The following is a 24,746-nucleotide window of genomic DNA, read 5'->3' as shown; positions in this document are numbered from 1 at the left end:
GTTTTTAAGCTCGCAAGGGCGTTTCACTCAGCCAAGAAAATACGATTAGTGTTCATTGCTAAGCGAAGCGCCTTTGCGACCGAAAATATTTCCGATGTTTAAAAAGCTCAGCAAACCTAGCGTTTGAAAAAAATTATTTTGTTCTGTTGTCTTCGATGAATTTAGCCATGGTATCGATAGATTGGAAAATTTCCTTTCCTTTTTTAGGATCGGCTAATTTTATTCCATAATCTTTATCAAGAAGAACGATTAATTCTAGGGCATCAATAGAGTCTAATCCTAATCCACCTCCAAATAATGGATCTGTGTCTTTAATTTCCTCTACAGAAACGTCTTCAAGGTTAAGTACTTCAATAATTTTGTGCTTCAATTCAGTTTTTAAGTTTTCCATAATTTAATTAATTTACCAATGTGTCATGTACCAGTTTACCAATAGCTAAAATTGTTACATTTCTACATTGTTATAGTGTTCCATTTTTACAAGGTTAGCAAATATACAAAAGCTTTGTAATTTTCCTGAAATAATTCAACCCAGCCACACAATACTTTATCCGCTTTTCCGGATTGGAGAATCTGTTCAGCATAATCGTTTAAAAATTTTTCATCAAATTCATCCAAAACAAAAAAAGCATTCTCTGTCTGCATTTTGTGTTTAATGCTGATCTCACCTACACAGATGTTAGGTAAGGTATAAACAAAGACTGCCGGGCTAGGGAAGTAGTTCTCCTGAGAATTAATGCTTTCCTGGTATTTGAAATCAGTATCCAAACTGGAAGATTTGTTGGCAAAAACTAATGCAGTTCTGCTGTGATCTTCTTCTTTTAAAAGCATTTCAGAAGCAAGAAAGGCCAATTTACTCAGGCTGTCCATTTTATGAAATTTCGGATAACTGAGTTCTAAGCTTTTATAGGCTTCTTTGGCAAATTCCGGGAATGTATTGCTTTCGGTTTCAAAAATAAGGTTTTCATCAAGGATTATTTTTGAATGTTCTATGGTACAGCTGCTTATTTTCTTCATTACATTCATTTTAGCATTTTTCCAATACAATCGCCGCATTACAACCTCCAAAACCAGATGCGGTTTTCAAAATATATCTTACGGTTGCAACCTGATTTTCTTTGATAATATTCAAGGGCTGAGATACTCCCATCTCTTCAAAATTTTTAGAAGGGAGCAGGGTGTTTTGAAGAGCAGATTCCATAGAAATAATACTTTCCAATAATCCGGAAGCTCCCAGACAGTGTCCGTAATATCCTTTCATGCTGTTTAGTGGGATATTTTGAAGCTCCATTCTGCTGAAAGCGATACTTTCCATTTCATCGTTATATAATGTTGCCGTTCCATGGGCTGAAATAAAAGCGATTTCTTCTGCAGAAACATGGGCTTCCATCATAGCGTTTCTGATGCTTCCGTATAAACCGTCTCCTGTTCTGGATGGGCCTGAAATATGGTTGGCATCATTAATGGCTGAATCTCCCAAAACTTTAAATCTGCATTTATCATCTTGTGAGATTCTTCCTTCGTCAGAATGACCATTGGTGATATAAACCGCTGCTGCAGCTTCACCAATATTAATTCCGTTCCGGTTTTTATCATAAGGTTTGCAAGGCTCTGAGCCAATAGCCTGAAATGAATTGAACCCAGAAATGACAAATTCAGAAATTTCATCTCCTGCAATAACAAAGGCATCTTTATATTTTCCTGCCTGAATCATATTCTTGGCAACTGCAATAGCCATAACTCCGGAAACACAGGCATTGGAAACCACAATAGGTTTGGTTTTAAATCCGAAAAAATCAGCAATTTTATGGGCTAGTTGTGATAGATAGATACCTTCCGGTAATTCAGTCTGGTTTTTTAATAAGCTGATATTTCCTTTTGTTGTAGAAAGGATAAGAGCAGTGTCTTCCGTTATGTTATGTTTTTCAACCAGAGGTTTAATGCTTAGAAGAAGCATTTTTTCCAGTCTTGTGAATGGCAAAGTGACCTCTTGAGTAAAAACTCTATTGAACTCTTCATTCAGTTTTTCAGAATCAATCACAGAGGCATAAAAAGCATCCTGGGTTTCTATAATTTTATATAAAGCAACTCCCGATTGTCCGGTTAAAAGCGCCTTCCAGTTAGAATTAACATCAAAACCAAGGGGAGTTACGCAGTTGTAGTCTGTAATATAAATTTCCTTCTTCATGATAACCCCATTTTATCTTTCCAGGCTTGAAAAAACTCCGGATTGTATAAACATAAACTTCCGTTGCTATCCAAAAACACCTGAATGGTTTCTCCACTGCATACCAATTTATCTTCCTGATTGAAAAGCTCATATTTATAAATAAGCTTTGCGGAAACAGAATTCACGAAAGTGGTTACAATTCTGAATGTATCCCCATATTTTAAGGGAAGAAAATGTTCGCAGGTACTTTTTACAATAGGCGTTACATAGCCTGCCTTCTGAATATCAAGATAAGTAAGGCCATGCTGACGTCCGAAAGCTTCTCTTCCGTCTTCAAAATAGACAATGTAATGCCCATGCCAGACAATACCCAGCGGATCTGTCTCATTGAATCGTACTCTTACCTCTTCAGTACAGGTTAATATATTTTCGTTAGACTGCATGTTTTTTCTTCCTGAGTTTTGTTTTTATGGATGTCAGAAACTTCCTGACAATATTAGTAATAAAAATAGATTAAATATTATGAAGCTTTCTTTCGTAGAAAATAGAAATGGATACGGTTGCAATGTAAAATAAAAACAGGAATACCAGTTCTTTGGCAATGCCTCCGATTCCGCTGTTTCTTAAAATAATATCATAATAAGCGTTTAGTCCCCAGTTCATAGGAGAGAACTTGGCTACAGTCTGCATAAATTCAGGCATTAAAAATACCGGAACCCAGATTCCACCGATTGCTGCCAAGACTACGACAGATGTTGCTCCAAAAGGTGCTGATTGTTCCTGTGTGTCTGCAATAGTTCCCAATAATACTCCAAACCCAATGGCTGCAAGTCCTGCAAATAAGGTTACCGTAACAAGCTGAAACATTTTTCCGGATACATCAAATGCCGGAAGGTCCATATACGGGAAAAGATAGATTCCTACAGCCACCATCAGCAAAAACTGAATAAGGCAGATAATAAGATAAGTAAATGTCTTTCCTAAAATATGTACGAAATAGGGAGTAGGGCTTATTCTTGCTCTTACACTTGTTCCCTGGCTTTTTTCTTTTACAAGATTGATAGATAAAGGAACTACGATAAAAAAGATGGCGAAAAGCGTCCATGCAGGAACGTTATGCTGAACAGAATTTGGCATAATGTCCATTTCTCCTTTTTTCGGGGTGATTTCCTTGAAGCTGATGAGGTTTTTATTTTCTTCAAGGTTTTCCGTTGTTCCGAGCTGATCCTGGAATGCTTTGTAGATCTTTTTGTTTTCGATCTCAAAAACCATTTTGTTTACGGAGTTCATCACAGAGTTTTTGAATCCTGCATTGGTTGCCGGATCAAAATACAAATGAATCTCTTTTGCTTTTGGAGTTTCTATTTTCGTCTTTGCAGAATCTCCTTCCAATCCGAATGAACTTACAATCGTCTGAACTTTGGAATCAATATTGGAATTTAAATCTTTTGTAAGGTCTTGAGGAATGACGATCGCCATTTGATACTCTCCTGCAAATACAGCATCCTGTGCGGATTTTTCATTGAAATTGGTCAGCAGTTGGAAAGTCTTACTGTTTTCCAGTTCGCCTTTTATATTTTTAGAAACTTCAGATTTATCATTATCAATAAAAATGATAGGGATTTTTGAACCTTCAAGGTTTTTAAAGGTAGAATCCTGAATAAGAGTAATGGTTACAATCAAAAGTAACGGCATTACAAAAATGATAACAATTCCTCCAATATCTCTTTTCAGCAGAAGAATTTCCTTAATAAAACTTCTCCACAGTTTATACAACAACATCTCTTAATTCTTTTCCGGTTAATGAAATGAAAACATCCTCTAGGTTTTCTGCATGGGAAATCTGAGAAATAAGTTCTTCAGGAGTTCCTACAGCATGAATTCTTCCTTTATCGATAATCGCAATCTTGGTACAGAATTCTTCTGCCTCAGAAAGGTGGTGGGAAGTATAGATGATGCATGTTCCGCTTTTATTCAATTCTAAAAGGAAATCGATGATTACTTTTTTGGATTGTACATCTACTCCTACAGTAGGTTCATCCAAAAACAGAACTTTCGGATTGTGAAGGGTTCCAGCGATGAGGTTGCAACGACGCTTCATTCCGCCCGAGAATTGGCCTACCTGCTTATTGGCAAATTTTGAAAGACCCATAATTTCCAGGGAATCATCAATCGCTTTGGTAAGCTGTTTATGTTTTAATCCATATAAGCTTCCGAAGAACATCAGATTTTCTTTAGCTGTCAGGGTAGGATATAGAGCATATTCCTGTGGAACAATCCCCATAATCTGCCTGATTTTGAAATTGTCTTTTTGTGGAGATAGCCCGTCAATTGTAAATTGTCCTGAAGTAGGTTTAATTAACCCCGAAAGCATGGAAATCAAAGTTGTTTTTCCGGCTCCGTTAGGTCCAAGAATTCCATAGATATCATTTTTGTGGATATTCACGGAGATATCATTCACAGAAAACTCGTCAGAATTTTTGTATTTTTTATATAGATTTTTAATCTCAATCATATTCTCTGCCATATCAGATTGCTTTTCTCAGTTTTTTATAGAAAGCTTCTTCTAAATCTGCAATATGAAGCATTGTTTTTGATAATTCGTTGTAGATATCGCTCTTAGCATTTCTGTTTTTGTAAACTCTGGCAATATCTACTGCAAAATCTCTCCAAAGGTCACCAATAGATGTAATTTCCTTTGAAAGTTCTTTTAATTCATCATTTTTAAGGATAACTGCAGCTTCCTGAAGAAAAGCTCCATAAATAAATCTGAAACCTCCGCCTCCTGTTCCAATTTCCTCCTGCATTCTTATCAACTGTCCCAGATAATGGTTGGTTACTTTTGTTCCTTTCTTTTCTGCCCATTTAGGAATGCTTTTAGCCACCCATCTCATGGCTTTTACCCCGATAAGTGGTACCGGAGCCAACATGTTTTTGCAGGTATCTTTGATTCCTTTTTTAATAGCTTCTTCCAGATGAACATTTTCAGGGATGTAAATAGGATAATACATATGTCCTTTTGGAGGAAGTGCTCCCTTGGCGTATCGTACTTTTTCAAGTTCTGCTTCTGTAAGGGAAGTGGTGTAGTCCATTACGGGATCACTGATAAGAAATTTTCCGTCTTCTTTACCATACACAACAAGATTGTGGGCGTTGAAATGGAATTTATATTCTTCAGGAAAATAAGTAAGGTTAAAAACACCTACCTGAAGTCCTGTAGGGATATTTTGTTCTAAGTTTCTTTCCAGTGCTTTTTGAGCATCCAGAGGATTTGAGAATTTTTCTCTTTTGATTTTAATTCCTAATCTTTTAGCTGCCTTACTGAAAATAGCACCCGGCATCGGACGATAGCTGAAGCCCGGAGCAAAATTCACCTTTAAAAAGGGAAGATAGACAAAAAATAATCCTGAACCGATTCCAAAGATCATAGGTTCACTTAGTTTCAGTCCTCTGTTAAGCAGTAGATTAGAAGCAACACCGTTTTCGCAATGCGCAGTCTGATGGTGTTCAAAGTTTAATTTCATTTGCAGTTTATATCTTTTTCATAGGTAAATAAAATGGATGCATCACTTTATTTATTTCCCGTCGAAGTTTTTTAGTTCATTGACTGAAATTCCAAATGCATCGGCATATTTTTTCAGTACCACTTCACTCAGTGTTTTAAATACTCTGGGTTTAAAATGTCTTTTTACCCTCCATTGCCACATTCCTACATAAGAGGCGAGTACTCCAAGATCCATTTTATTGAACTCCATAAAATAAACGATGGGGCTCACGATATTATTGGCAACATTTTGTTTTGCTTCTTCAATTCTCTCATAGATCAATTCCATAGATTCGTCTAAAGCAGCCTTTTTTACATCCCAGCCTGTACTGTTTGCTGTTGTATAATTATCATTTTCATCCGTTACATACAGAATTTCTGTCATGTTGGCGGATTTCAGATTACTTTCGTCTTGAGGTAGGTCTTGTTTTTTCATCTGACTAATGTTTAATTTTTTAGGTTCCAGATGAAATAAGACTCACCTGTTTTTGATTATTTTAATCAGGTGGCTAAAATAGTGAAAATACATAATATGAAAATTGTACTTGCTTTTATGATAGAATTACGTTGAAATAAAGGCTGTACCAGATTTTCTGTTCAAAATTTAATGATAAAGACAATGGTTGTTTTTCTCCGGTTTCATTTGTGATTTGATATTGGGGCCTCTGTTGTGGTTTATACTATTAAGTAATATCTTTCTATTCTTCAGTTTTTACCTCAGAGATATTTAACTATTGGAGGATAATGAAATCTTAAGACCAACTGTTACTACTTATGATAGGTAAACTGTAACAAGTGTCTCCAATTATAAGACTAATGGATTAGAAATTTGAATATAAAAATTATTAAAATAACCACTATGAAGAAACTTTTTATTTCTGTTTCGCTTTTCTGTATGCTTAGTGCTATGGCTCAGAAATTCGATACTCAAAAACTGACAGATGCCCAGGGCTACACGTATGAAACGGTAAAGAATGACCTGGCAGGGGTAAGAGTCTATACCCTAAAAAATGGATTAAAAGTTTATTTGGCTAAAAATGAAGATGCTCCAAGAATCCAGACTTATATTCCGGTAAGAACAGGATCAAACAATGATCCTAGTGATAATACAGGATTGGCTCACTACTTAGAGCATATGGTTTTCAAAGGAACTTCAAAGTTGGGAACTCAGGATTGGGCAAAGGAAAAAGCTTTGCTACAGCAGATTTCTGATCTTTATGAGCAGCATAAGGCAGAAAAAGATCCAGCAAAGAAAAAGGAACTTTACAAAAAGATTGATGAGGTATCTCAGGAGGCTTCAAAATTTGCGATTGCGAATGAATATGATAAAGCTATTTCTTCGTTAGGAGCTACGGGAACTAATGCTCACACCTGGCTGGATGAAACAGTTTACAAAAACAATATTCCCTCTAATGAACTTGAAAAATGGCTAAGGGTTGAGAAAGAACGTTTTTCGGAACTGGTACTTCGCCTTTTCCATACTGAATTGGAAGCCGTATATGAAGAGTATAACAGAGCACAGGATAATGACGGACGTTTGGTAAACTATGCTTTGATGGAAGCACTTTTTCCAAAACATCCGAACGGACAGCAAACTACTATCGGAACTTCTGAACATCTGAAGAGTCCTTCAATGGTAGCGATTCATAAGTATTTTGATACGTATTATGTACCTAATAACATGGCGGTAGTATTGGTTGGAGATCTTGATTTCGATAAAACTATAAAATTAGTTGACCAATATTTCGGAGCTTTCAAATACAAGGAGCTTCCGATGAAAAAGATGGTGACAGAAGAACCAATGACTCAAATTGTTTCCAGAACTGTAAAAAGCCCATCTACTCAAAGAATGACGATGGCATGGAGAACAGATTCCTACGGAAGTCAGGAAGCGAGATTGGCAGATGTGGTGGCTGAAATATTGAGCAACAGAGGTGATGCCGGTTTAATTGATCTTAATATCAATCAAAAGCAAAAAACATTAGGAGCGGGTGCCTACGAATCTCCATTCAAAATGTACGGAACGTTTGCATTAGTGGTAACTCCTAAAGAGGGACAAAGCTTTGATGAGGCTAAGAAATTATTATTGGATCAGCTTGACCTTGTTAAAAAAGGACAGTTTCCGGATTGGATGCTGAAAGCTATTGTAAATGATAAAAAGGTTCAGCGCATGAAAGGGCTGGAAACTGCTGATGGTTTGGCTACAGAACTTTATGATTCTTATATCAAAGGAAGAACCTGGGAACAGGAGCTGGATGAGATCAACCAGTATGAAAAGATCACTAAGGCTGATGTAGTAAAGTTTGCGAATGATTTCTTTAAGGATAACTATGTGGTAGTGTACAAAGAAAAAGGAGTGAATGATAAACTTGTTCGTGTAGAAAACCCGGGAATTACTCCTATTAAACTGAACAGAGACGCTCAATCACCTTTCCTTAAAGATATTTTAAATACTAAGGTTGCTGAAATTAAACCAGAGTTTATCGATTATAAGACGGCTATTCAGACTTCAAAGGTGAAAGACAAGACGGTAAGTTTTGTGAAAAATAAATACAATGAAATTGCTCAGGTAAGTTATGTTTTCCCTTTTGGAACAGATCATGATAAGGAACTTTCGTTAGCAGGTACTCTTTTCGAATATCTTGGGACAGATAAATATACTCCGGAACAGTTGAAGGAAGAGTTTTATAAGCTAGGGATTTCTTATAGCTTCAGAACTTCCAATGACCAAACTACGGTTACTTTATCCGGGCTTGAAAGCAATATGAAGAAAGGAGTGGAGTTGATGAATCACTGGATGACCAACGTAAAAGCGGATAAAGCAATTTACAGCCAAACGGTAAAAACAATTCTTGAAGCCAGAGAAGTTGCTAAAAAAGATAAAGTGAGAATTATGGGCGCTCTTTCCAACTATGCAAAATATGGGAAAGACTCAAGAATGACGGATGTGATTTCTAAAGCCCGTCTTGAAAGTATTGATGCTGTAGAACTAGTGAAAAAGATCAAAACACTGAATCAGTATCCTTACGAAGTCCTTCTTTACGGACAGGACAAAGCAGGAATGGAGAAAGCGGTACAGCCTTATATTGTAAACGTAAGTCTGCAGCCGGCAAAAGCTAAGGAATATGCAGAGCCTGCAACAACTGGAAAGGTATATTTCACAAATTATGACATGGTACAGATGGAAATGGCTAAAGTAGCAAAAGGTAGTTCTGTAAACCTAAGCAACTTCGGAAAGTCTAATGTTTTCAATGAATATTTCGGAAGAGGGTTGTCTTCTATCGTTTTCCAGGAGATCAGAGAAAGTAAGTCTTTAGCATATTCTGCGTATGTTTCTTATGCAAATGCTTCAGAAAAAGGGCATGCTAACTACATCACGAATTATATCGGAACGCAGGCTAACAAGCTTCCTTTGGCTGTAAATGCAATGAGTGAACTAATGGCGGAGTTGCCACAGATTCCGACACAGTTTGAAAACGCAAGAGGTTCAGCATTAAAGCAGATCGCGTCTAACAGAATTAACAGAACCAATATTTTCTTCAGCCAGTTAGCGCTGAAAAAATTAGGGGTTGATTATGATCTGAGAAAAGATACTTATGCTGAGATCCAAGGGTTGACATTGCCACAGCTGACAGGATTCTACAATACAGAGGTGAAACCTGTCCAATACAATACCGCGATTATCGGTAAGAAAGAAAACCTGAATATGGATTCTATCAACAAGATGGGAACCTTCCAGGAAGTGTCTCTTGAAGAGATCTTCGGATACTAATATTTTAGTTTTAATAATAGATACAGTGGAGCAGAAATGTTCCACTTTTTTGTTTCAATAAGGTACTTGCTTGATAGTGAGGGTTCCATGTGTTTTTAGAATGTTTCACGTGAAATATAGAATTGTTTAAATACGAATGCCACAAATAACTCCACAAATGTTCACAATGATTTGTAATGTTTTCAGTGGCTATTTTTATAACACAAGGTTCGCGAAAGGATTATTAATACTGGATATTTTCGATCGCAGAGGCGTTTCACTCACCAAAGGAAGACATTTGATAATATTGATGTTTTTAATTCAATAGAGGTGGGCTTTAGCCCGCCTAAATAAATCATGAAATTCATCTGGCTTTAGCCAAAACCTGATACTGAATACAAGAATTTCCCACGTAAAAATAATTAGCAGTCTTTGCTGAGTGAAACGCCTCTGCGAACTTTAAAACAATAGAAGTAAACATTTTCTTTGCGATCATAGCGTTAAAAATAACAACATCCAATCTATGCAATTATCAAAAAACAAAAAAGCTGTACAAAACGTACAGCTTTTATAGCCTTTTTCTTTCTTTTTACGATTTTACCTCCTGAATAAACAGGTTAATCTCTGCTCTAATCAACAATTCATCATTATTGAAGGTTTCGCAGAAGATGTGGCAGATATTTTCAAACTGGGAAATCAGTGATGCTTTTGAAATGATCTTGTCCTTTACTTTTGGAAGTCCGAAAATCTCAATCTTTTTGATATTGGTGATAAAGCCTATCACTTTGGTGTCTGCTTCCGGGTTTTCGAAGAAGCTTTGCCCAAGAATAGATGAGCAGGTTTGAGCGAGATTTTCAATTAAACCTGCTTCAGCCAATTCATTGTTATGAACAAAAATATTGTCTTCTTTTATTTCAAAGGAAGTCACTACTTTTTCCTTGGTCAGTTCCAGAATATAGTCTGCCATAAGCATCGGTTCGCGATGCGGTAAAAAGTTGTGAATATTGATGATATTTTCTTCCCTGGTTTCCATTAAAAGTTATTTTACAGCAGTTTTCATTTGAGATTTTGCAATGACTTCACCATTTAATTTGGTGACAATGTCTACAAGCGTTACTCCCATTACTTCATTGAGGATGGTTACCTCAGATCTCAGCTGATCCCCAATTTTAGGCAATATTTCGGCTTCAAAAGATTTAATGGCACCAATATATCCTGTAGGAGCATCTTTTCCAAGCAGATAATACTTATATCCCGTATGAAGCGCTACACTTTGTGCCTGATGCTCAATAAGTCCGGAAGCCTGAAAAAATCCGTCATGAACAAAAAGATTATCTTCTTTTATTTCAAAACCGGAAATCAGATGGCTTTCAGAATATTCTGAAAGCTCATGTACCATAACAAATGGCGCACGTTGCGGGATAAGGCTTTGTACAAAATCTTTATCGGATGTTGGCAGTCTGTTTTCCATTAGCAGACTGTTAATAATGAGCAAGAATAGGCAAATCTTCCACTTTCAGGAACGCAAAGAAGTACTTTCTCTCCTTTTTTCAATGTTCCGGAGTTCATCAGTTCCTCTAATGCTACGAAGATAGATCCGGCCCCGATGTTTCCTATGTCAGAAAGATTATAGAACCATTTTTCTGCTGGGAAATCCATTCCTTTTTTAGCGAATTCTTCTTTCAATCCATCTTTGAAATATCCTGAAGAGATGTGAGCCAGCACGTGGTCAATTTTTTCAGTATCTAGATGATGTTTATCAAAAGAAGCTCTTAAGCTTTCTGCACCTTTTACCAGAATATATTTATCAAGGATTTTAGTGTCTTGTTTAATAGCAAAAATAGAATCCTTCAACCAGGAATCAGATGGATAATCTGCCCATGATTTTAAGCTTCCGTCTTCCTGCTTCTCACATCCCGCATACATACATGCTTCGATCTCGTGAGCGTAGGAATAGAAATCAATGAATTCCACTCTTAAAGAAATTTCGTTTTCTCTAGGTTTATTTTCTAATAGGAAAGCACCTGCTCCGTCAGAAAGCATCCATCTAAGAAATTCTCTTTTGAAAGCAATAATAGGTCTTTCTTCTAATAATTTTAAATTTTCAGCTTCATGGTTGAATTTATCAGCAGTCATCCATGCAGACATTCTTTCGGAACCAGCACATACAGCACTTTCCTGTACACCGGCTCTTACAGAAAGGAATCCGTAGTTAAGGGCATTCATCCCTGAGTTGCAAAGTCCGGTTGCTGTATTGATTTCAATAGATTTCCCAATGTTCAGTTCACCGTGAACCATAGAGGCATGTGAAGGCTGAATCTGATCCGGAGAAGTAGTTCCTACGGATAATAACTTCATATCTTCCTTTTTGAAATTTTCATCAAAAAGTCCTTCAATTGCCTTTGCCGTTAGCTGTGCATTGGTATGCGTAGGGTTTCCTTCTTTATCTAAAGCGTAATATCTTGTAGTGATTTTATTATTTCTTAAAATAAGTGATCTGGCTTTAGAAGGTGCGTCATTGATAAGCCCCAGATATGTTTCCATTTCCTCATTTGATACCGGTTCATTGGGTAAAAATTTTGAAGCTTTTGTTATAAATACGTCGTACATTCTATTTTAAATTAATTCCTTGTAAATATCTTTTTTGTTTTTGTCTTTTAAACCAAAATATAGGGGTTGTAAGCAGGTGTAACACCAAAACGACAGGTGAGATGATCCATATCGCAGCCATCAAATATACCTTAAAGAATTTTATCAGCAATGGGCGTTTCTCTTTTTTCTTGATAATCAGATGAGACCATACTGTGAAAATCTTGTTCCCTACCTTTTCTACACGTACTAAAAACGGACGGATTTCAATAGCGCCATTTTTTACAAGATCCGGTTGTAAATTTTCCAGGTCATTGTTTCTAAAATGCTTTTCGATGATCTCTCCATATTTTACAGAACCTGTAATTTCTTCCTCCGAAACTCCCGCTGCCGGCAGCATACCTGATTTTTCCTTTTGTCCTGTGGTCAGCCAGCGAAGAATAGTCAGCACGCTGGTATAATTGTCATGCCGGTCTACTAATGCAATGTTTCCCACAAGTTGGGCTTTTAAATCTCTTAAGTATATTTTCAGTTTTTCCTGGGAAAGCATCCACATATTTCGGGTTCCGGAAATGGTAACTACAGGAGTATCTTTCAGGATACGTTCTGCATAGCCACTTTTCAAAAATGAAATAATCGGGATAGAGGGTGTGAGGTACCATACCTGATATCCGAACAGGATGAGGTCGTACTTTTTGTTCAGTATTTCTTCTGAAGGCGGTACAATTTCCTTAGGTATTTGTAAATAAGATTCCGGAAAGGTGTTGAAAAAAACATCACTTGGCCAGGGAAAAGGAAAGTCTTCCTTTAGCTTAATATTATAATAGGTAATATCATATTCTTCCTTTTGAGCTTCAAAAGGCTTGGCAATATTTCTCACAATATCCTCCAGCTGGCCGGTTTGAGAATAATATATGACAAGTATATTTTTTTTCATGGAATCTTTTTAGTGTTTACAAAAATATGTTTTTCATATTTATTATTTAGTTTTAAATACTTTTAACGATTCAGAACTAAACTCTAATATATAATTTTCACTTTCTATCACCTTGTTTGTGGTATTGATGAAGATGATGGTCTCAGGAAAAATCTCAATATCCTTGATATTAAAACTGTCATCAGAAACCAGAAGAACATCAATCTTCTTATTCACTTCAGACAAATCTTTTATATAGTTTATTTTTCTCCTTTTTACCAGATAATTATGGGCGGCTGTTGCTCTTTTATTCTCATTTCTAATCCAAGAAAAAATTCTTCTGCTGGCCTGATAAAGGGTAAGTAAAGTATCTTTTTGTCCAAAATCATCAGCAATATGCAGAATGTTGGCATCCCCAGCAATATGTTTATTCAGCTCAAAGTAAACCGATTTATTGGCATTGAAGTCTTTCTTTACTGCTGTCACTACTTCATTATCCTTATATAAATAGCTTAGGAATAACTGCTTTTTAAAATAATTTTCATCTTCAATTTCTTCCCTCAGCTTAGCAAACTCCTTTCTGTAGTAAGCATTGATCTTTTTTGTTCTTTCAGAATAATTTTCACCAAAGTTCAGATCCTCTTTACTGATTCTGTCACCTACTTTTACTGTGATGCTTCCGTCATAGATAATAAAATCCCCTTTTGGTAATACCTCCGAATTTCCATGAATGTATAAAGGAAGAACATCTAATCCGAATTGTTCTGCAAGATAGAATGCTCCTTTATGGAATCTTTTTACATCATTGGAATAAGAACGTTCTGCCTCCGGAAAAACAACAAGAGAATATCCCTGTGCAATTTTTTCCTTCAATTGATCCATTCCGTTTTCAATACCTTGAGAAACCGGATAAAAGCCTAATGCTCTTACCAGCTTTCCGAAAACCGGAGACTTGTATACCCAGTCATTCACTAAATAAATGATTTTATGGGTTGCCATGGCAATAGCCAGAGTATCCAGAAAAGAAGTATGATTGGCAATAATTACTGCCGGTTTACTAAAGTCTTCATTTGGATTTGGAATGACCTTTTTCTTTACAAATGGATTCGAATAGAGAACAGAAGTTAAAAACTTGGCCAAAATAAGTTTGATAATATTCAGTGTTTTCCCCTTTGAATTTTTCACAAAGAAGCTTCCTATGGCGGAAAATATCATTCCACCAAGTCCATAATATAAAAAGCTGATTACTGAGACTATCAATAATCTGAATGTAATAGGTGAAAGTCCTTTTTTTGCTCTGTTGGTAATCAATAATCTAAACCAGAACGGGTATAGAGTAGAAGTAATGATAATTACAGAGAACATTCCGATCAGGGCAACCAAAGCCAATGAATGTAAAGCCGGATGTTGAGCGAAAATTAAAGATCCGATAGATAAAATGGTTGTAAATACGGCTAAGATAATTGATGTTCTGTAAGTCGGAAGCTCATTTTTCCCTGTGGTATGCTCTTTTTGCATGGCCTGTGTAAGGAAAATACTGAAATCATCTCCTACTCCAAAGACTAGTGTACAAACTACTGTACTGAAAATATTTAATTCCAGCCCTAAGAAATATAAAATTCCGGCGGTTACCACTCCTGTAAGAACAATAGGAAACATGGTAAGAATAGTAAGTTCGAAGTTCCTGAAGAAGACAATGATCGTTAAAATAATAGCCAGAAGAGAATAATTAATCAACGTATTGAAATCTCTTTTTAATAGACCTAAAAAGTTCTCATTCATCTGCTGACGGTCAATCGCAATGGCATTATGTTTCTTTTCAATATCCTTAATGAAAGCATCCCTTTTTTTCTCATCAACCTTTACTACATTGGAAACCGTATAAAAATTATTTTCATTGCTCATGAACTCTGAAATCTGGAGTGCTTTCACCTTTTCATAGTCCTTGATATCTAATGTAGCGTAGTTTTTATTTAAAACCTCATTGAAATTGTCAAAAGCTGAACTGTTGAACCCAAATTTGTTTCCATTGCTGATGAGCTCAGAAACTGTTTGATTCTTTTTATGATCATTCCAGAATTTTTTCCATTCCTCAATTTTCTTTTGCTGATCTTTTTCAGACAGAACAATGCTTCCGATCGAGTTATAGCTTAGGATTTTACCCTCTTTTTTCTCTTGTTCCAGGAAGGTGCTTAATTGAGAGTTTCTTGCCAACGCCTGCTCTTCAGAGTTTCCATAAGAAATCGTATAAATGGATTTTGAAGTAATATCCGATAGTTTCTGAAGTTTAGCCTCACTGATTTTCATTTCTTTCGGAATGTAATTCAGATCCCCAATATCTTCATTAAAGCCTACATGCCTGAATCCAAACAAACATGCTAGAATAATGATGGAACATCCAATAATCAAAGGTTTGTTTTTTTCATACGGATATGATCCGATTTTATCAATGAAGTTGGTATTCAGTTTCTCTTTAGCCTGTTTAGGCTTATAAAGCTGCGGAACAATAATCAACGCGCTAATGGAAGATAGAATAACCGTGATGGCAGCAAAAAGTCCCAGATCCTTTAACGCTTCAGATCTTACAAATACCAGACATAAAAAGGAAACCGCAGTCGTAGCACTGCTCAAAATAATAGGCTGGGTGATTTCTTTATAAAGTTCCTCAATATTATTATTGTGCTTGTAATGGGTAAGAATATGCAGGGCATAATCTATGGTAATTCCTATGAGAATGGCTCCTACACTCAATGAAATGGCCGAGATTTTATCCTTAATAAAGTATAACACCAACAACGCCAGTAAAACAGAGAAGACTGTAGGAAGGAAGACAATGATTGGGGTAAAGAAGTTCCTGAAATAATAAATCAGCAAGACCAAAAGTACGGTCATGGAAATTACAACCGTATTCTGAATATCTTTTTTAATCTGTTTGGCATTTGCCACCGCAATCATAGGAGAGCCAAAATAACTGATCTCAGTTTTTCCCTTGAACTGTTTATTGAGATTGTCTTTTATGGTATTGAGCTGGTCCACAAAAGCCTCATTGGCCTTTGTATCATTACTTTTATTTTTAGGTTCAATGAAGAGCAGAAGATTTTTGCCATCTTTGGTTACAATATAGCTGTCTTCCAGTTTGAAATCCTTACTGATGTTGAGGGCGTTTAATTTTTTGATTCCTAAAAAGGTTAATCCAAGTGGATCTTTTTTAATAAATTCCTTAGTGACAAGGCTGGTAGGGGAAACCAATGATATATAATTGTCCTCTACCTGTTTAGCAATGCTGTCTTTTTGAAGTTTCCTTTCAATCTCTTTATAATCATTTTCATTGAGGAATAATGGCAGGTTTTGATTCACAAAATCAAAGGTTTCAGAGATTTCATTATCATTTACTTTCCCTTGAATAGAACCAATATACTTTTGTAAAGGCTCTGTTTTTTGTAAAAAAGTATCTGCGGTTTCAGAAAGCTGGAAGCTGTCTTCATGGGACTTGTTTTCTATGATAACAATAATCTTATCCGAAAAATTAAGCTGTTTAAGAACTTTTGCAGTAAGATCTGATTTTTCATTTTTAGGGATAATCTGGTTAATGTCTTCCTCAAAGTTAATCTTAGAAGCAAAGAAAAGGCATAAGAGAGCAATTCCTAACGCTGTAAAAACAGAAAGAATTTTGTTTCTGGAAATCAGATAATATAAAAATATAAAAAAGCGATGCATTACGTTTGAATCAAGTCTGCAAATTTAAATTTTTAAGAATTACATCAAAATAATTCAGGATAAGTTTTGTCTGAAAATCAATAAAATATTCTACTTTTGTAAAAGTTCCCTTTTGATGAAATATATTTTAAACCATAATTATTATTAAAAAAATAAGAATCTGTTTTTTGATATGTTGAAAAAAAATGATGAAAAAATAAACGGATTTCTATTTGTAGCAGTACTCCCGTTTCTGCTGTTTGCGATGGCTTACTATGGCTTTGAGTCTTCCTATGTAAGATTGAAAACCATGGAAAAGGCTCCTGATTTTATGTTTGCTTCTGTATATGCTTACAGGGTAATTCCCAATTATCTGAGTGTACATGTTACAGAAATAGTGACTTTCATTGTAAACAATTATATTCCCTTTCTGAAAAACTTTCTTTTAAAGCAGGGAACGTTATTTTACCATAGTATTTTTCTGATTAACAGTTTCTTTTTTATACTGTCTTCAGCTGTTCTGCATGCGCTTCTTAAGCTAGGTGCCTTGCCTCTTACGATCAGAAGAATGATCCATCTGCTGGCGATATTTTTTATGGTTATTATACAGTATGTTCCCACCAACTGTGATTCTATTGCCATCTTCTTTTATCTTTGGGGAGCACTACTCACATTGAAATTTCTAGAGCACAGGAAGCTTACAGATTTTATTCTTTTATGCGCGGTGGTATTTATTTCTACGCTGGCAAGAGAAACTTCATGCCTGAATATTTCTTTCTTCGCCGCAATGTGCATTGATTTTGAAAAATTAAAAAATAAAGATTTTACTTTTATCAAAGAACTTATCTTTTTGGTGATTGCTTTTATTGTTCCTTATGCTGGACTTAGAATAACGATTCATCAGGATGTTTCTTTTGTGGAAGGAATTTATTTCCTTGATAATTTCAGCAGTCCTTTTAACCTGAGCGGTCTTCTGTTTGGAATAATAAGTTTATATTTCAGTTACCTGTTGTGTAATGATAAAGGAAAAATGCTCCTCAGAAAGTATCTTTTCTTTGCCATTCCTTATCTGATAATGATTGCTATGGTAGGCCTTTTCTGGGAAACAAGACTTTTTTTACCATTGATTCTTACAGGAATTGTAGTGGCTTCCCATCAGTTTAAAAATATAATACCAAAACAGTGAAATTCATAATAAATGAGTTCGATAAAAAAAGCACTGGAAGGATTTAAATTAGGATGGTACCTTATAGCGGTTACTATTCTTTGTTTATTTAAAATTGGATTTGCCTATTATGCATGTAATGGGTTTGCTTTTGCGGATTGGTTGATAAATTATCAGGATGGAGGATTTAAAAGGAGAGGGCTTCTGGGAACTGTTTTTGTTTTCTTTTATGATTCATTCTCCATAAAATTACAGTATTCTGTTTTTGCAGCTCAGGCAATCGTTTATATCTTGTTTTTTTATCTTTTGTCATTACTATTTAAGGTAAAGCAAACCAATATTATAGACGTTTTCTTATTTCTTACCCCATTTTGTTTGTGGGGTTTTCTTTCCGATGCGGCAATTGGCTCTAGAAAAGATGGGATTTTATGGTTGCTTTTCTCCATATTTACTTACTTTTTAATAAAGAATAAATATTCTGGATTTAGAGAAATTATTCTATTGATTTCTTTCTCTTTGTCCGTTTTTATTCATGAGAGTTTTATTTTTTATGCTCCTTATTTTTTATTTATTCTGTTCCTTCATAGCAGGAAATTAGACATTCAAAAGAGTCTTAAAATAGTATTGGCTTTTTTTATTCCGGCGGTATTCATTTTTTTTATGGGAAATATGAACCCGGATTATGGCTATACACTTCAGCTTGTTAAGGAATGTGGTATTAACCTACAGGATTCAAACATTTTTCAATGGAAAGAAAATGAACTGATTAAGATTCAGTATTATAGAGAGCATTTCAATACAGTCAGTCTTTATGTGGTGAGTTTCACACTAGAGTTATTCTTCATACTCTATTATATTTTCATCATTAAGAAACAGGAACTTTCTAATAAGAGACTTTTATTAATCACTTTTTCTATTTTGATTATATTGACAATTCCTCTGATTTTAATCGCTATTGATGTGGGAAGATGGTTGTATAATCACTTTATTCTTTTTTTCATTATCCTAATTTTCCAGCTTCCTGATAGGAAAGGTGATGTAAAAATAATGGACAGATCTTTGGTGAATAATAAAAATATAATTTTTGTTTCACTTGTTCTTATTGCTGACTTTGTTTATCGTGTTCCATCATATGAGTTGGGCCTTGATGTGGGATTGCCTCTAAAACTTTTGTTGAAATTTTTTTAGAAAAAACAATTGGATTTAACCCCATAAGACTATTAAAATACATTTTAAATTAGCTTATTATAATTAATCTAAAACAGGAAAAATGTAAAAAACAGCGATGTGGTTTATTTATTTTTTCAATTTTACTGGTGGTATTTTTTAAATATTTTCACTGCAAATGATGTTTATGATGGTGTAAATTGTTTATATTTCATTTATGATCTATTTTTATTCAAAAATAGAATTTCTCTATTATGAGATTTTTTTTTATTTTTTTTGGTAACTTCGTTAAAAATTTAAAGATAAGCTATATCTGGAATTTTTAAGGATTTCTAAAACACATAGCCAGAAAACTAAAAACACGTAATCATAAAAAATTACGTTCTGCCTATTTACAGATTACTCTGTTCGCAGCCTCTTAAAATTATTCATAAGAATCTGATTTAACATACCCTATTTTCCAGGTAATAAATTTACGATCCTGACTTGTCGACAAAGTTAGGGTTGTGATAGTGTTTTGAATTCTATCTGATTTTCAAAATATTATTTGGATGATACATTCATCTTACCTTCTAAAACACTTTTTAATTCTTTTGGTATGAAAAATAGGTTCATCTTAAAGATTTTTGCTGCAATAATTTGTATTGCAGTATCTCATGCCTGGGCTAGGACGCCATCCGTTCCCAAGCCTATTGACACCAGTATTGGATTCAAATATGGGGCAAATTTACCTCCAAGTGTCTATGATCTGGATCCTCTTATCATCATTTCACAAAATGTGAATGAGAAGGGATTGGTAGTTATGAAAGGAAACTTTCAAAAACCCACTACCGCAGGAGATGTAAAGGTTACCATCAAGTACAAAGATGCCCAAAACAACTGGGTATCTTTATGGTGTAAAACTTTTGCAGGGAATTATGACTATGATGAAGAACTTACCGCCAATTTCGAGCTGCCGTCATCAGTTTTGAGTGCACATTCCGTTAAAATTGAATTAAGCTCAAATGAAACGGTGACAAATTGGACATCAGTTACATGGAATAAAACGGTAAACCACTACAAGCAATCGGATTATACTTATGGGAACTGTGATCTGGATGAAAACCAGTACACCCTTCTGTTTACCCCTAAAAAGAATGGAACTGTAGTGTATAATCCGAATGGAACCGTTTCAGGGGTTAAAGACAGGGTGACTTCCCAGCATCTGGTAAGAAAACTGGATGATATTGTTTTGTCTTTCCAGGGGAATGCCGCATTAGATAATTCCAATACCAGTTCACCGGTAATTAACATTACAAACCCGAATAACCTTCCTACAATAGCAAGTTCGCAGAAATATATTTATCAGAACAGTAATACCAGTCCTTTCGAGTTCTCTTATCATGATCCGGTGTATATGTTTGCGGGAAAATTTTCCAATGAAAGTTTCTTTATCAACTTCAGTAACTGGTTTTTACTAGCGTCTGATGGAGGTGAGGATTTAGGCAGGGGATATCTGGATTTTACCAAGCCTAATGCTCTTGTTAACAGATATTATAGCCTTTATAACTATATCAATGAAAAATTAGGCGATGTATTTGCCAATCAGCAGCCTGTTGTTATTGTGATCAGTAAGGTTACAGGATTAAGAGTTTATAAAGCCAACGGACAATATATTGCTCTTTCTGCGCTAAGCAACTACAATACGACCAATGATTTTGGGTATCCACCTCTTAATGGCAAGCAGAGAGGTCCCGGTTCTGAGAATTTTTCATTAAGTAATACTTCTCAGGCATCATTGTATGGTGTAGGTGCTATCAGAAACAGAAAAGTAATCAATAGCTGGAACGGTCCATCAAGACCTTTGATGGATATAGAAAGCGAGATCAATAAGTTTATAAAGTATGTAGGAATTTTTACCAACCCGGTTACTGAGGAATGCCCTGTTGCCTGCTTTACGATTAACTCCGGAGCTGTATCTGACTATGGAGACTGGTCCAAAGCTCCAAACAGTTATATCTTCACGGGTAAGGATAAGAAAACCAATGCTGAAGTAGATGGTCTTTATATTCCTGTAAAAAAGGCATATACAATGTGGAACTCCAATCCTCTTATGGGCGGAAATCCTATCCCGGCCGGTGCTGTAACTGCAGATGTATATTGGGAAGATATCCATGGATTAATAAAATCCGGAGAAAATTACAGTTTGGAAATTATAGGCTCGGGAGAAGAGGCAAAGATAAAAGTTCCGATCAACAAAACGAAAGAAGGAAATGCTGTAATCGCTTACAAAGTAAACGGAGAGGTCTTCTGGTCGTGGCACGTATGGGTTACTGACGACCCTACAAACGGTTCAACATATAAGAGTTTTGATAGGGTGAAAAGACAAAGGACTGACGGAACTGTAGAATTAATCCCTGATTCAGACTGGGGATGGATGGACAGAAATCTTGGAGCTTTAAGCAATACGATCACTGGAACTGAATTTAACAAAAACGGAGGTCTGCTGTACCAATGGGGAAGAAAAGATCCGATTCCTCCATTGGTATACAAAGGAAATGACTTTTATGAAGCTTCAGGATCTGTTGGAAGGATAAGACACAGACAGTCCAGAAATATGGCGAATGGTTCACAGAAGATCGATAATTTAATTAAAACGGTAACATTATCCAATGCAACAGTTCCCAATAACCTCCGTTTATCTATTAAAAATCCGCTAAGCTTAATTTATGTAAATAAGGATGATAATTCGGGACAGGCGCTTTATAATAACAATGCCAATCTTCAGGTGAACTGGTTTGGTAATTCAATAACGTTACCTGCCAATAGATTAAGCGAATTAAACTTGTGGTCTGATAATTCAAAAGGCTTTATTACAAATGGAGATTTGAGTAATGACAATAGTGCCAATCCATATAGAGATAAATCTCCTTTTGATCCATGTCCTAACGGATGGAGAATACCTTCTGTATTGGTTGCCAATTTAGGAGATACAAGCTATATTGATAATGTAAGAGTGGACTTTAGTCCGTTTGGTGTTAAGAATAATATATCCATCAATGCTTTTGAAGCCAATAAGTATCATATCATTAAACCAAATGATAACAGTGCTCCTGCTTATATGAAAGGTTTTAAAATTTACAACAATGTGGGAGTAGATCTAAGCAATGTAGGAGGGAATAACATGGGAATATTCCCAGGTACAGGTATGCTTGTAAGGAATTACCATGAAGGACAGTATACAGATCAGCATGAAACGTATTTATGGACTGCAACAATGACTAGGTTTTTCGATGCAACATCTTCCGTTTCAGCCAGAAGTTTCCATATGATTCCGGACAGAGACCAGCCGGATGTCCCTGATCCTTCTTTACCTTCCATCACAGGAAGATATCAATATTATCCTATAACTGGGGGAGTAACTTCCGCAGCTCATGGATGCAGATGTATTAAAGATCCTTTGTATGAAGTTAATAATTATAATTTCCCTACCGAATACTTTAATAATGTGGTAGAATATGCTGAAGGATTAAACAATCCTAACTCGTATACTGTTGTGAAGAATACAGTAGAATCTACTATTCAGATCCCAATCAGTAAAGCATTCTCTGCTCAAAGCAAGCTGCTTAACAATCCTGATATTCTGAATCCATCGAATTTCAATAATCTGAAAGTTAATGTACTGTGGTCTACTGCTACTGGCTTAATCAGTAATATTGCACTTTCTAATGCTGCTCCCACTTCGTTGGCTGATATTTCTAACACCAATATTAATGTTAAGATTGCTCCGAACCAATCAGGGAATGCTGTGGTTACGCTGCATAATGGAAGCATCACCAATCCTATTTACTGGAGCTGGCATATTTGGGTAACCAATACGCCTATCAGTTCAGTTAGCTATGTTACTGAATTACCTAACCAGGCCGCTGTTAACTATATCAATTACATCAAGCCTGGTGAAGTTATCAAAACAGGAATAATGGATAGAGATCTTGGGGCTAACCAGGCTATTGCAGAAACTAATAAAACGACTTCTACCGGAGGCTTACACTTCCAATGGGGTAGAAAAGACCCGCTGCCTGTTTTTGTAAATGCTAACAGAAACTCTATTCCTGTTTATTTAGGAACGGTACAGGCCAATGGAAGTGTTACGTATACAACACTTGCTGCTGCAACTTATTATTCGGATTCCTATCTTAAAAAGTATCCTGATTATTCTGTACAGGCGAATGTATTGGCTACAGATAAAGTAGCGGATAAAATCAGCAAGGTGTTATCCTATTCCGTGAAAAATCCAATGATCTTTATGGTTCCTAACATGACCACGAAATCAGCGGATACTAATCATACCAATGGAGCAGACTGGTTGGCAAATGAACCTAACCTGGCTCCGGAAAGATGGGGAAGAGGCGGTAAAAAGTCTCCTTTCGATCCTTGTCCTGAAGGATGGAGAATTCCCGATCCAACAGGAGTATCCAATACCAATGTAGGGACGAGTCCTTTTTATAAACCTACTGGAGGAATCAGCATTCCTAATAATTATGGAGGAACAAGAATCAACAGAAGTCCCTATAGTTCCGCTGCTATTGCATATTCTTTTGGTGATGTAGCTTATAATATAGGAAGCTTTGCCAATTTGGGAGTAAGGGGGGGGCGAAATACCATAGAAGCAAGTCCTGCTTCTCCGGATTTCAATGCTATTGATTACGTGTATGGAGGTTTTTGGTTAGGAGCTTTAGGTTCTAATTATACAGGAAGAGCATTAAGAACGGAGATACAGTATATCGGAAATTACTTAATTTCATTCAGTAGTAATGCTGATCCATATTTTGCTCAAAACTGCCGTTGTGTTAAAGTACAATATGATGAAAACGGAAATGAGTTAGGCCCAATTCCTAAACTGCAGATTACCTCATTGTCTGCGGCTAGAGCAACGAATGTTTTAGCAAAGTCTGTAATTGAGGATAAAATAACCCAAAATAAATTTGAGTTATTCCCTAACCCTGTGAAAAGTATATTATACATCAAAGGGAATGAAAGGGTTAAAGAGTATTATTACCAGATTTATAATATGTCTGGCCAGATGATAAAATCAGGTAAGTTTGAAAATGAACAGACTGATCTTTCTTCTTTATTATCCGGAGCCTATTTAGTAAGAATCAACAATTCTGAAACCATAGTAAAGATTATCAAAGAATAATATGAATTAATGTGAAATTTGAAACCGTCTCAGTTTTTGAGACGGTTTTTTTTATAGAATTTAAAATATTTAATATTTGTTCTCATCTTATCCAAATGTTCATAAATCAGTTTTGTAAACCTTTTGAAGAGAACCCTTTTGATACCCTTGTTATTGCTCATAATTATAGTCTTATGAATAATTCATTTTGTGGAATTAATTACTTGTGCATCGTTCCAAAGTAACAGTATTAAAACACAAAATGTATTCTATTATATGAACTGGGAATTGACATGGGGCTGCCCTTAAAGCTTTTTTGAAAATTTTTAAAGAAATTGCCTCAATCTAATATCACAAGAATATTAGAATACTCTTTAAAAATTATCAATAATAACTTTTTATCGTTGACTCAAATTCGGAGAAGGAAAATCTAAAAAATAGGGAACGTTCTTTACTTTATTCAAGTAGAACAGCATTTTTTATATATTATTTATAACAAATAAGCTTTATGATATCCTAAATCACCTGTTTTTGATTTATTTCACAGGTTTTTCAAATATAGAATATCTCTATTGTGGGAATATATTTTT

Annotated in this window: 17 protein-coding genes; 4 read left to right on the top strand and 13 right to left on the bottom strand. The window is 35.5% G+C overall.

The annotated features are described in order from the left end of the window. Positions 1 to 133 precede the first annotated feature (133 nt). The 8 genes from CHSO_RS23890 to CHSO_RS23855 all read right to left on the bottom strand — a co-directional run bounded on the left by CHSO_RS23890 (position 134) and on the right by CHSO_RS23855 (position 6,150). Positions 134 to 391 (bottom strand): phosphopantetheine-binding protein, encoded by a 258-nt coding sequence (locus CHSO_RS23890; RefSeq protein ID WP_034692439.1) that lies wholly within the window; start codon positions 389 to 391, stop codon positions 134 to 136. An 86-nt stretch (positions 392 to 477) separates the two neighbouring features. Beyond that, positions 478 to 1,017, bottom strand: a complete 540-nt coding sequence (locus CHSO_RS23885) for a 3-oxoacyl-ACP synthase (protein ID WP_084221102.1) — start codon at positions 1,015 to 1,017, stop codon at positions 478 to 480. A 10-nt stretch (positions 1,018 to 1,027) separates the two neighbouring features. Beyond that, positions 1,028 to 2,188 (bottom strand): beta-ketoacyl synthase N-terminal-like domain-containing protein, encoded by a 1,161-nt coding sequence (locus CHSO_RS23880; protein ID WP_045501289.1) that lies wholly within the window; start codon positions 2,186 to 2,188, stop codon positions 1,028 to 1,030. Then, positions 2,185 to 2,613, bottom strand: coding sequence for an acyl-CoA thioesterase (locus CHSO_RS23875; RefSeq protein ID WP_045501288.1), 429 nt, complete (start codon positions 2,611 to 2,613; stop codon positions 2,185 to 2,187). Before CHSO_RS23875 ends, CHSO_RS23880 begins: the two co-directional genes overlap by 4 nt. A gap of 70 nt (positions 2,614 to 2,683) precedes the next feature. After that, complete coding sequence (locus tag CHSO_RS23870; protein ID WP_045501287.1) at positions 2,684 to 3,952, bottom strand: ABC transporter permease; 1,269 nt, start codon at positions 3,950 to 3,952, stop codon at positions 2,684 to 2,686. After that, positions 3,939 to 4,697 (bottom strand): ABC transporter ATP-binding protein, encoded by a 759-nt coding sequence (locus CHSO_RS23865; protein WP_045501286.1) that lies wholly within the window; start codon positions 4,695 to 4,697, stop codon positions 3,939 to 3,941. Before CHSO_RS23865 ends, CHSO_RS23870 begins: the two co-directional genes overlap by 14 nt. Before the next feature lies 1 nt (position 4,698). Continuing rightward, positions 4,699 to 5,694: a BtrH N-terminal domain-containing protein gene (locus tag CHSO_RS23860; RefSeq protein ID WP_045501285.1), complete on the bottom strand. Its 996-nt coding sequence runs from the start codon at positions 5,692 to 5,694 to the stop codon at positions 4,699 to 4,701. Between the two features lie 51 nt (positions 5,695 to 5,745). Further along, positions 5,746 to 6,150 carry a hypothetical protein gene (locus CHSO_RS23855; RefSeq protein ID WP_045501284.1) on the bottom strand — a complete coding sequence of 135 codons (405 nt, stop codon included), beginning with the start codon at positions 6,148 to 6,150 and terminating at the stop codon, positions 5,746 to 5,748. Between the two features lie 423 nt (positions 6,151 to 6,573). Between CHSO_RS23855 and CHSO_RS23850 the strand changes: the two genes are divergently transcribed. After that, entirely contained in the window at positions 6,574 to 9,486 is a 2,913-nt protein-coding gene (locus tag CHSO_RS23850; RefSeq protein ID WP_045501283.1) for an insulinase family protein, read from the top strand. Between the two features lie 568 nt (positions 9,487 to 10,054). Here CHSO_RS23850 and CHSO_RS23845 read toward each other — a convergent pair. Genes CHSO_RS23845 through CHSO_RS23825 form a run of 5 tightly spaced genes read right to left on the bottom strand, consistent with a single transcriptional unit; the run spans position 10,055 to position 16,687 of the window. Continuing rightward, positions 10,055 to 10,498, bottom strand: a complete 444-nt coding sequence (locus tag CHSO_RS23845) for an ABC transporter permease (protein WP_045501282.1) — start codon at positions 10,496 to 10,498, stop codon at positions 10,055 to 10,057. A gap of 6 nt (positions 10,499 to 10,504) precedes the next feature. After that, a complete protein-coding gene (locus CHSO_RS23840; RefSeq protein ID WP_045501281.1) occupies positions 10,505 to 10,936 on the bottom strand; it encodes a hypothetical protein in 432 nt (143 codons plus the stop codon). Further along, the gene (locus CHSO_RS23835; protein ID WP_045501280.1) at positions 10,936 to 12,075 is read right to left on the bottom strand and encodes a beta-ketoacyl-ACP synthase III; all 1,140 of its coding nucleotides are present in this window, start codon (positions 12,073 to 12,075) and stop codon (positions 10,936 to 10,938) included. Before CHSO_RS23835 ends, CHSO_RS23840 begins: the two co-directional genes overlap by 1 nt. Position 12,076: 1 nt before the next feature. Next, on the bottom strand, positions 12,077 to 12,991 hold the full coding sequence (locus CHSO_RS23830; RefSeq protein ID WP_045501279.1) for a hypothetical protein: 915 nt from the start codon (positions 12,989 to 12,991) through the stop codon (positions 12,077 to 12,079). A 42-nt stretch (positions 12,992 to 13,033) separates the two neighbouring features. Next, on the bottom strand, positions 13,034 to 16,687 hold the full coding sequence (locus CHSO_RS23825) for an MMPL family transporter (protein WP_045501278.1): 3,654 nt from the start codon (positions 16,685 to 16,687) through the stop codon (positions 13,034 to 13,036). A gap of 172 nt (positions 16,688 to 16,859) precedes the next feature. Between CHSO_RS23825 and CHSO_RS23820 the strand changes: the two genes are divergently transcribed. From CHSO_RS23820 to CHSO_RS23810, 3 genes are all read left to right on the top strand, one after another. Further along, positions 16,860 to 17,852 (top strand): hypothetical protein, encoded by a 993-nt coding sequence (locus CHSO_RS23820; protein WP_045501277.1) that lies wholly within the window; start codon positions 16,860 to 16,862, stop codon positions 17,850 to 17,852. A gap of 12 nt (positions 17,853 to 17,864) precedes the next feature. Next, positions 17,865 to 19,019 carry a hypothetical protein gene (locus CHSO_RS23815; protein ID WP_045501276.1) on the top strand — a complete coding sequence of 385 codons (1,155 nt, stop codon included), beginning with the start codon at positions 17,865 to 17,867 and terminating at the stop codon, positions 19,017 to 19,019. A gap of 577 nt (positions 19,020 to 19,596) precedes the next feature. After that, complete coding sequence (locus CHSO_RS23810) at positions 19,597 to 24,177, top strand: T9SS type A sorting domain-containing protein (RefSeq protein WP_144429028.1); 4,581 nt, start codon at positions 19,597 to 19,599, stop codon at positions 24,175 to 24,177. Positions 24,178 to 24,746 lie beyond the last annotated feature (569 nt).

It is taken from the genome of Chryseobacterium sp. StRB126 (assembly GCF_000829375.1).
Taxonomy (GTDB): Bacteria; Bacteroidota; Bacteroidia; order Flavobacteriales; family Weeksellaceae; genus Chryseobacterium.
This window is presented reverse-complemented; position numbering and strand designations above follow the sequence as displayed.

Bases quoted from the DNA above. Each gene is read 5' to 3' on its own strand.
- CHSO_RS23875 (WP_045501288.1), bottom strand. From the start codon at position 2,613: ATGCAGTCTAACGAAAATATATTAACCTGTACTGAAGAGGTAAGAGTA.
- CHSO_RS23835 (WP_045501280.1), bottom strand. From the start codon at position 12,075: ATGTACGACGTATTTATAACAAAAGCTTCAAAATTTTTACCCAATGAA.
- CHSO_RS23865 (WP_045501286.1), bottom strand. From the start codon at position 4,697: ATGGCAGAGAATATGATTGAGATTAAAAATCTATATAAAAAATACAAA.
- CHSO_RS23870 (WP_045501287.1), bottom strand. From the start codon at position 3,952: ATGTTGTTGTATAAACTGTGGAGAAGTTTTATTAAGGAAATTCTTCTG.
- CHSO_RS23810 (WP_144429028.1), top strand. From the start codon at position 19,597: ATGAAAAATAGGTTCATCTTAAAGATTTTTGCTGCAATAATTTGTATT.
- CHSO_RS23880 (WP_045501289.1), bottom strand. From the start codon at position 2,188: ATGAAGAAGGAAATTTATATTACAGACTACAACTGCGTAACTCCCCTT.
- CHSO_RS23815 (WP_045501276.1), top strand. From the start codon at position 17,865: ATGAGTTCGATAAAAAAAGCACTGGAAGGATTTAAATTAGGATGGTAC.
- CHSO_RS23885 (WP_084221102.1), bottom strand. From the start codon at position 1,017: ATGAAGAAAATAAGCAGCTGTACCATAGAACATTCAAAAATAATCCTT.
- CHSO_RS23890 (WP_034692439.1), bottom strand. From the start codon at position 391: ATGGAAAACTTAAAAACTGAATTGAAGCACAAAATTATTGAAGTACTT.
- CHSO_RS23840 (WP_045501281.1), bottom strand. From the start codon at position 10,936: ATGGAAAACAGACTGCCAACATCCGATAAAGATTTTGTACAAAGCCTT.
- CHSO_RS23860 (WP_045501285.1), bottom strand. From the start codon at position 5,694: ATGAAATTAAACTTTGAACACCATCAGACTGCGCATTGCGAAAACGGT.
- CHSO_RS23820 (WP_045501277.1), top strand. From the start codon at position 16,860: ATGTTGAAAAAAAATGATGAAAAAATAAACGGATTTCTATTTGTAGCA.
- CHSO_RS23850 (WP_045501283.1), top strand. From the start codon at position 6,574: ATGAAGAAACTTTTTATTTCTGTTTCGCTTTTCTGTATGCTTAGTGCT.
- CHSO_RS23830 (WP_045501279.1), bottom strand. From the start codon at position 12,991: ATGAAAAAAAATATACTTGTCATATATTATTCTCAAACCGGCCAGCTG.
- CHSO_RS23825 (WP_045501278.1), bottom strand. From the start codon at position 16,687: ATGCATCGCTTTTTTATATTTTTATATTATCTGATTTCCAGAAACAAA.
- CHSO_RS23855 (WP_045501284.1), bottom strand. From the start codon at position 6,150: ATGAAAAAACAAGACCTACCTCAAGACGAAAGTAATCTGAAATCCGCC.
- CHSO_RS23845 (WP_045501282.1), bottom strand. From the start codon at position 10,498: ATGGAAACCAGGGAAGAAAATATCATCAATATTCACAACTTTTTACCG.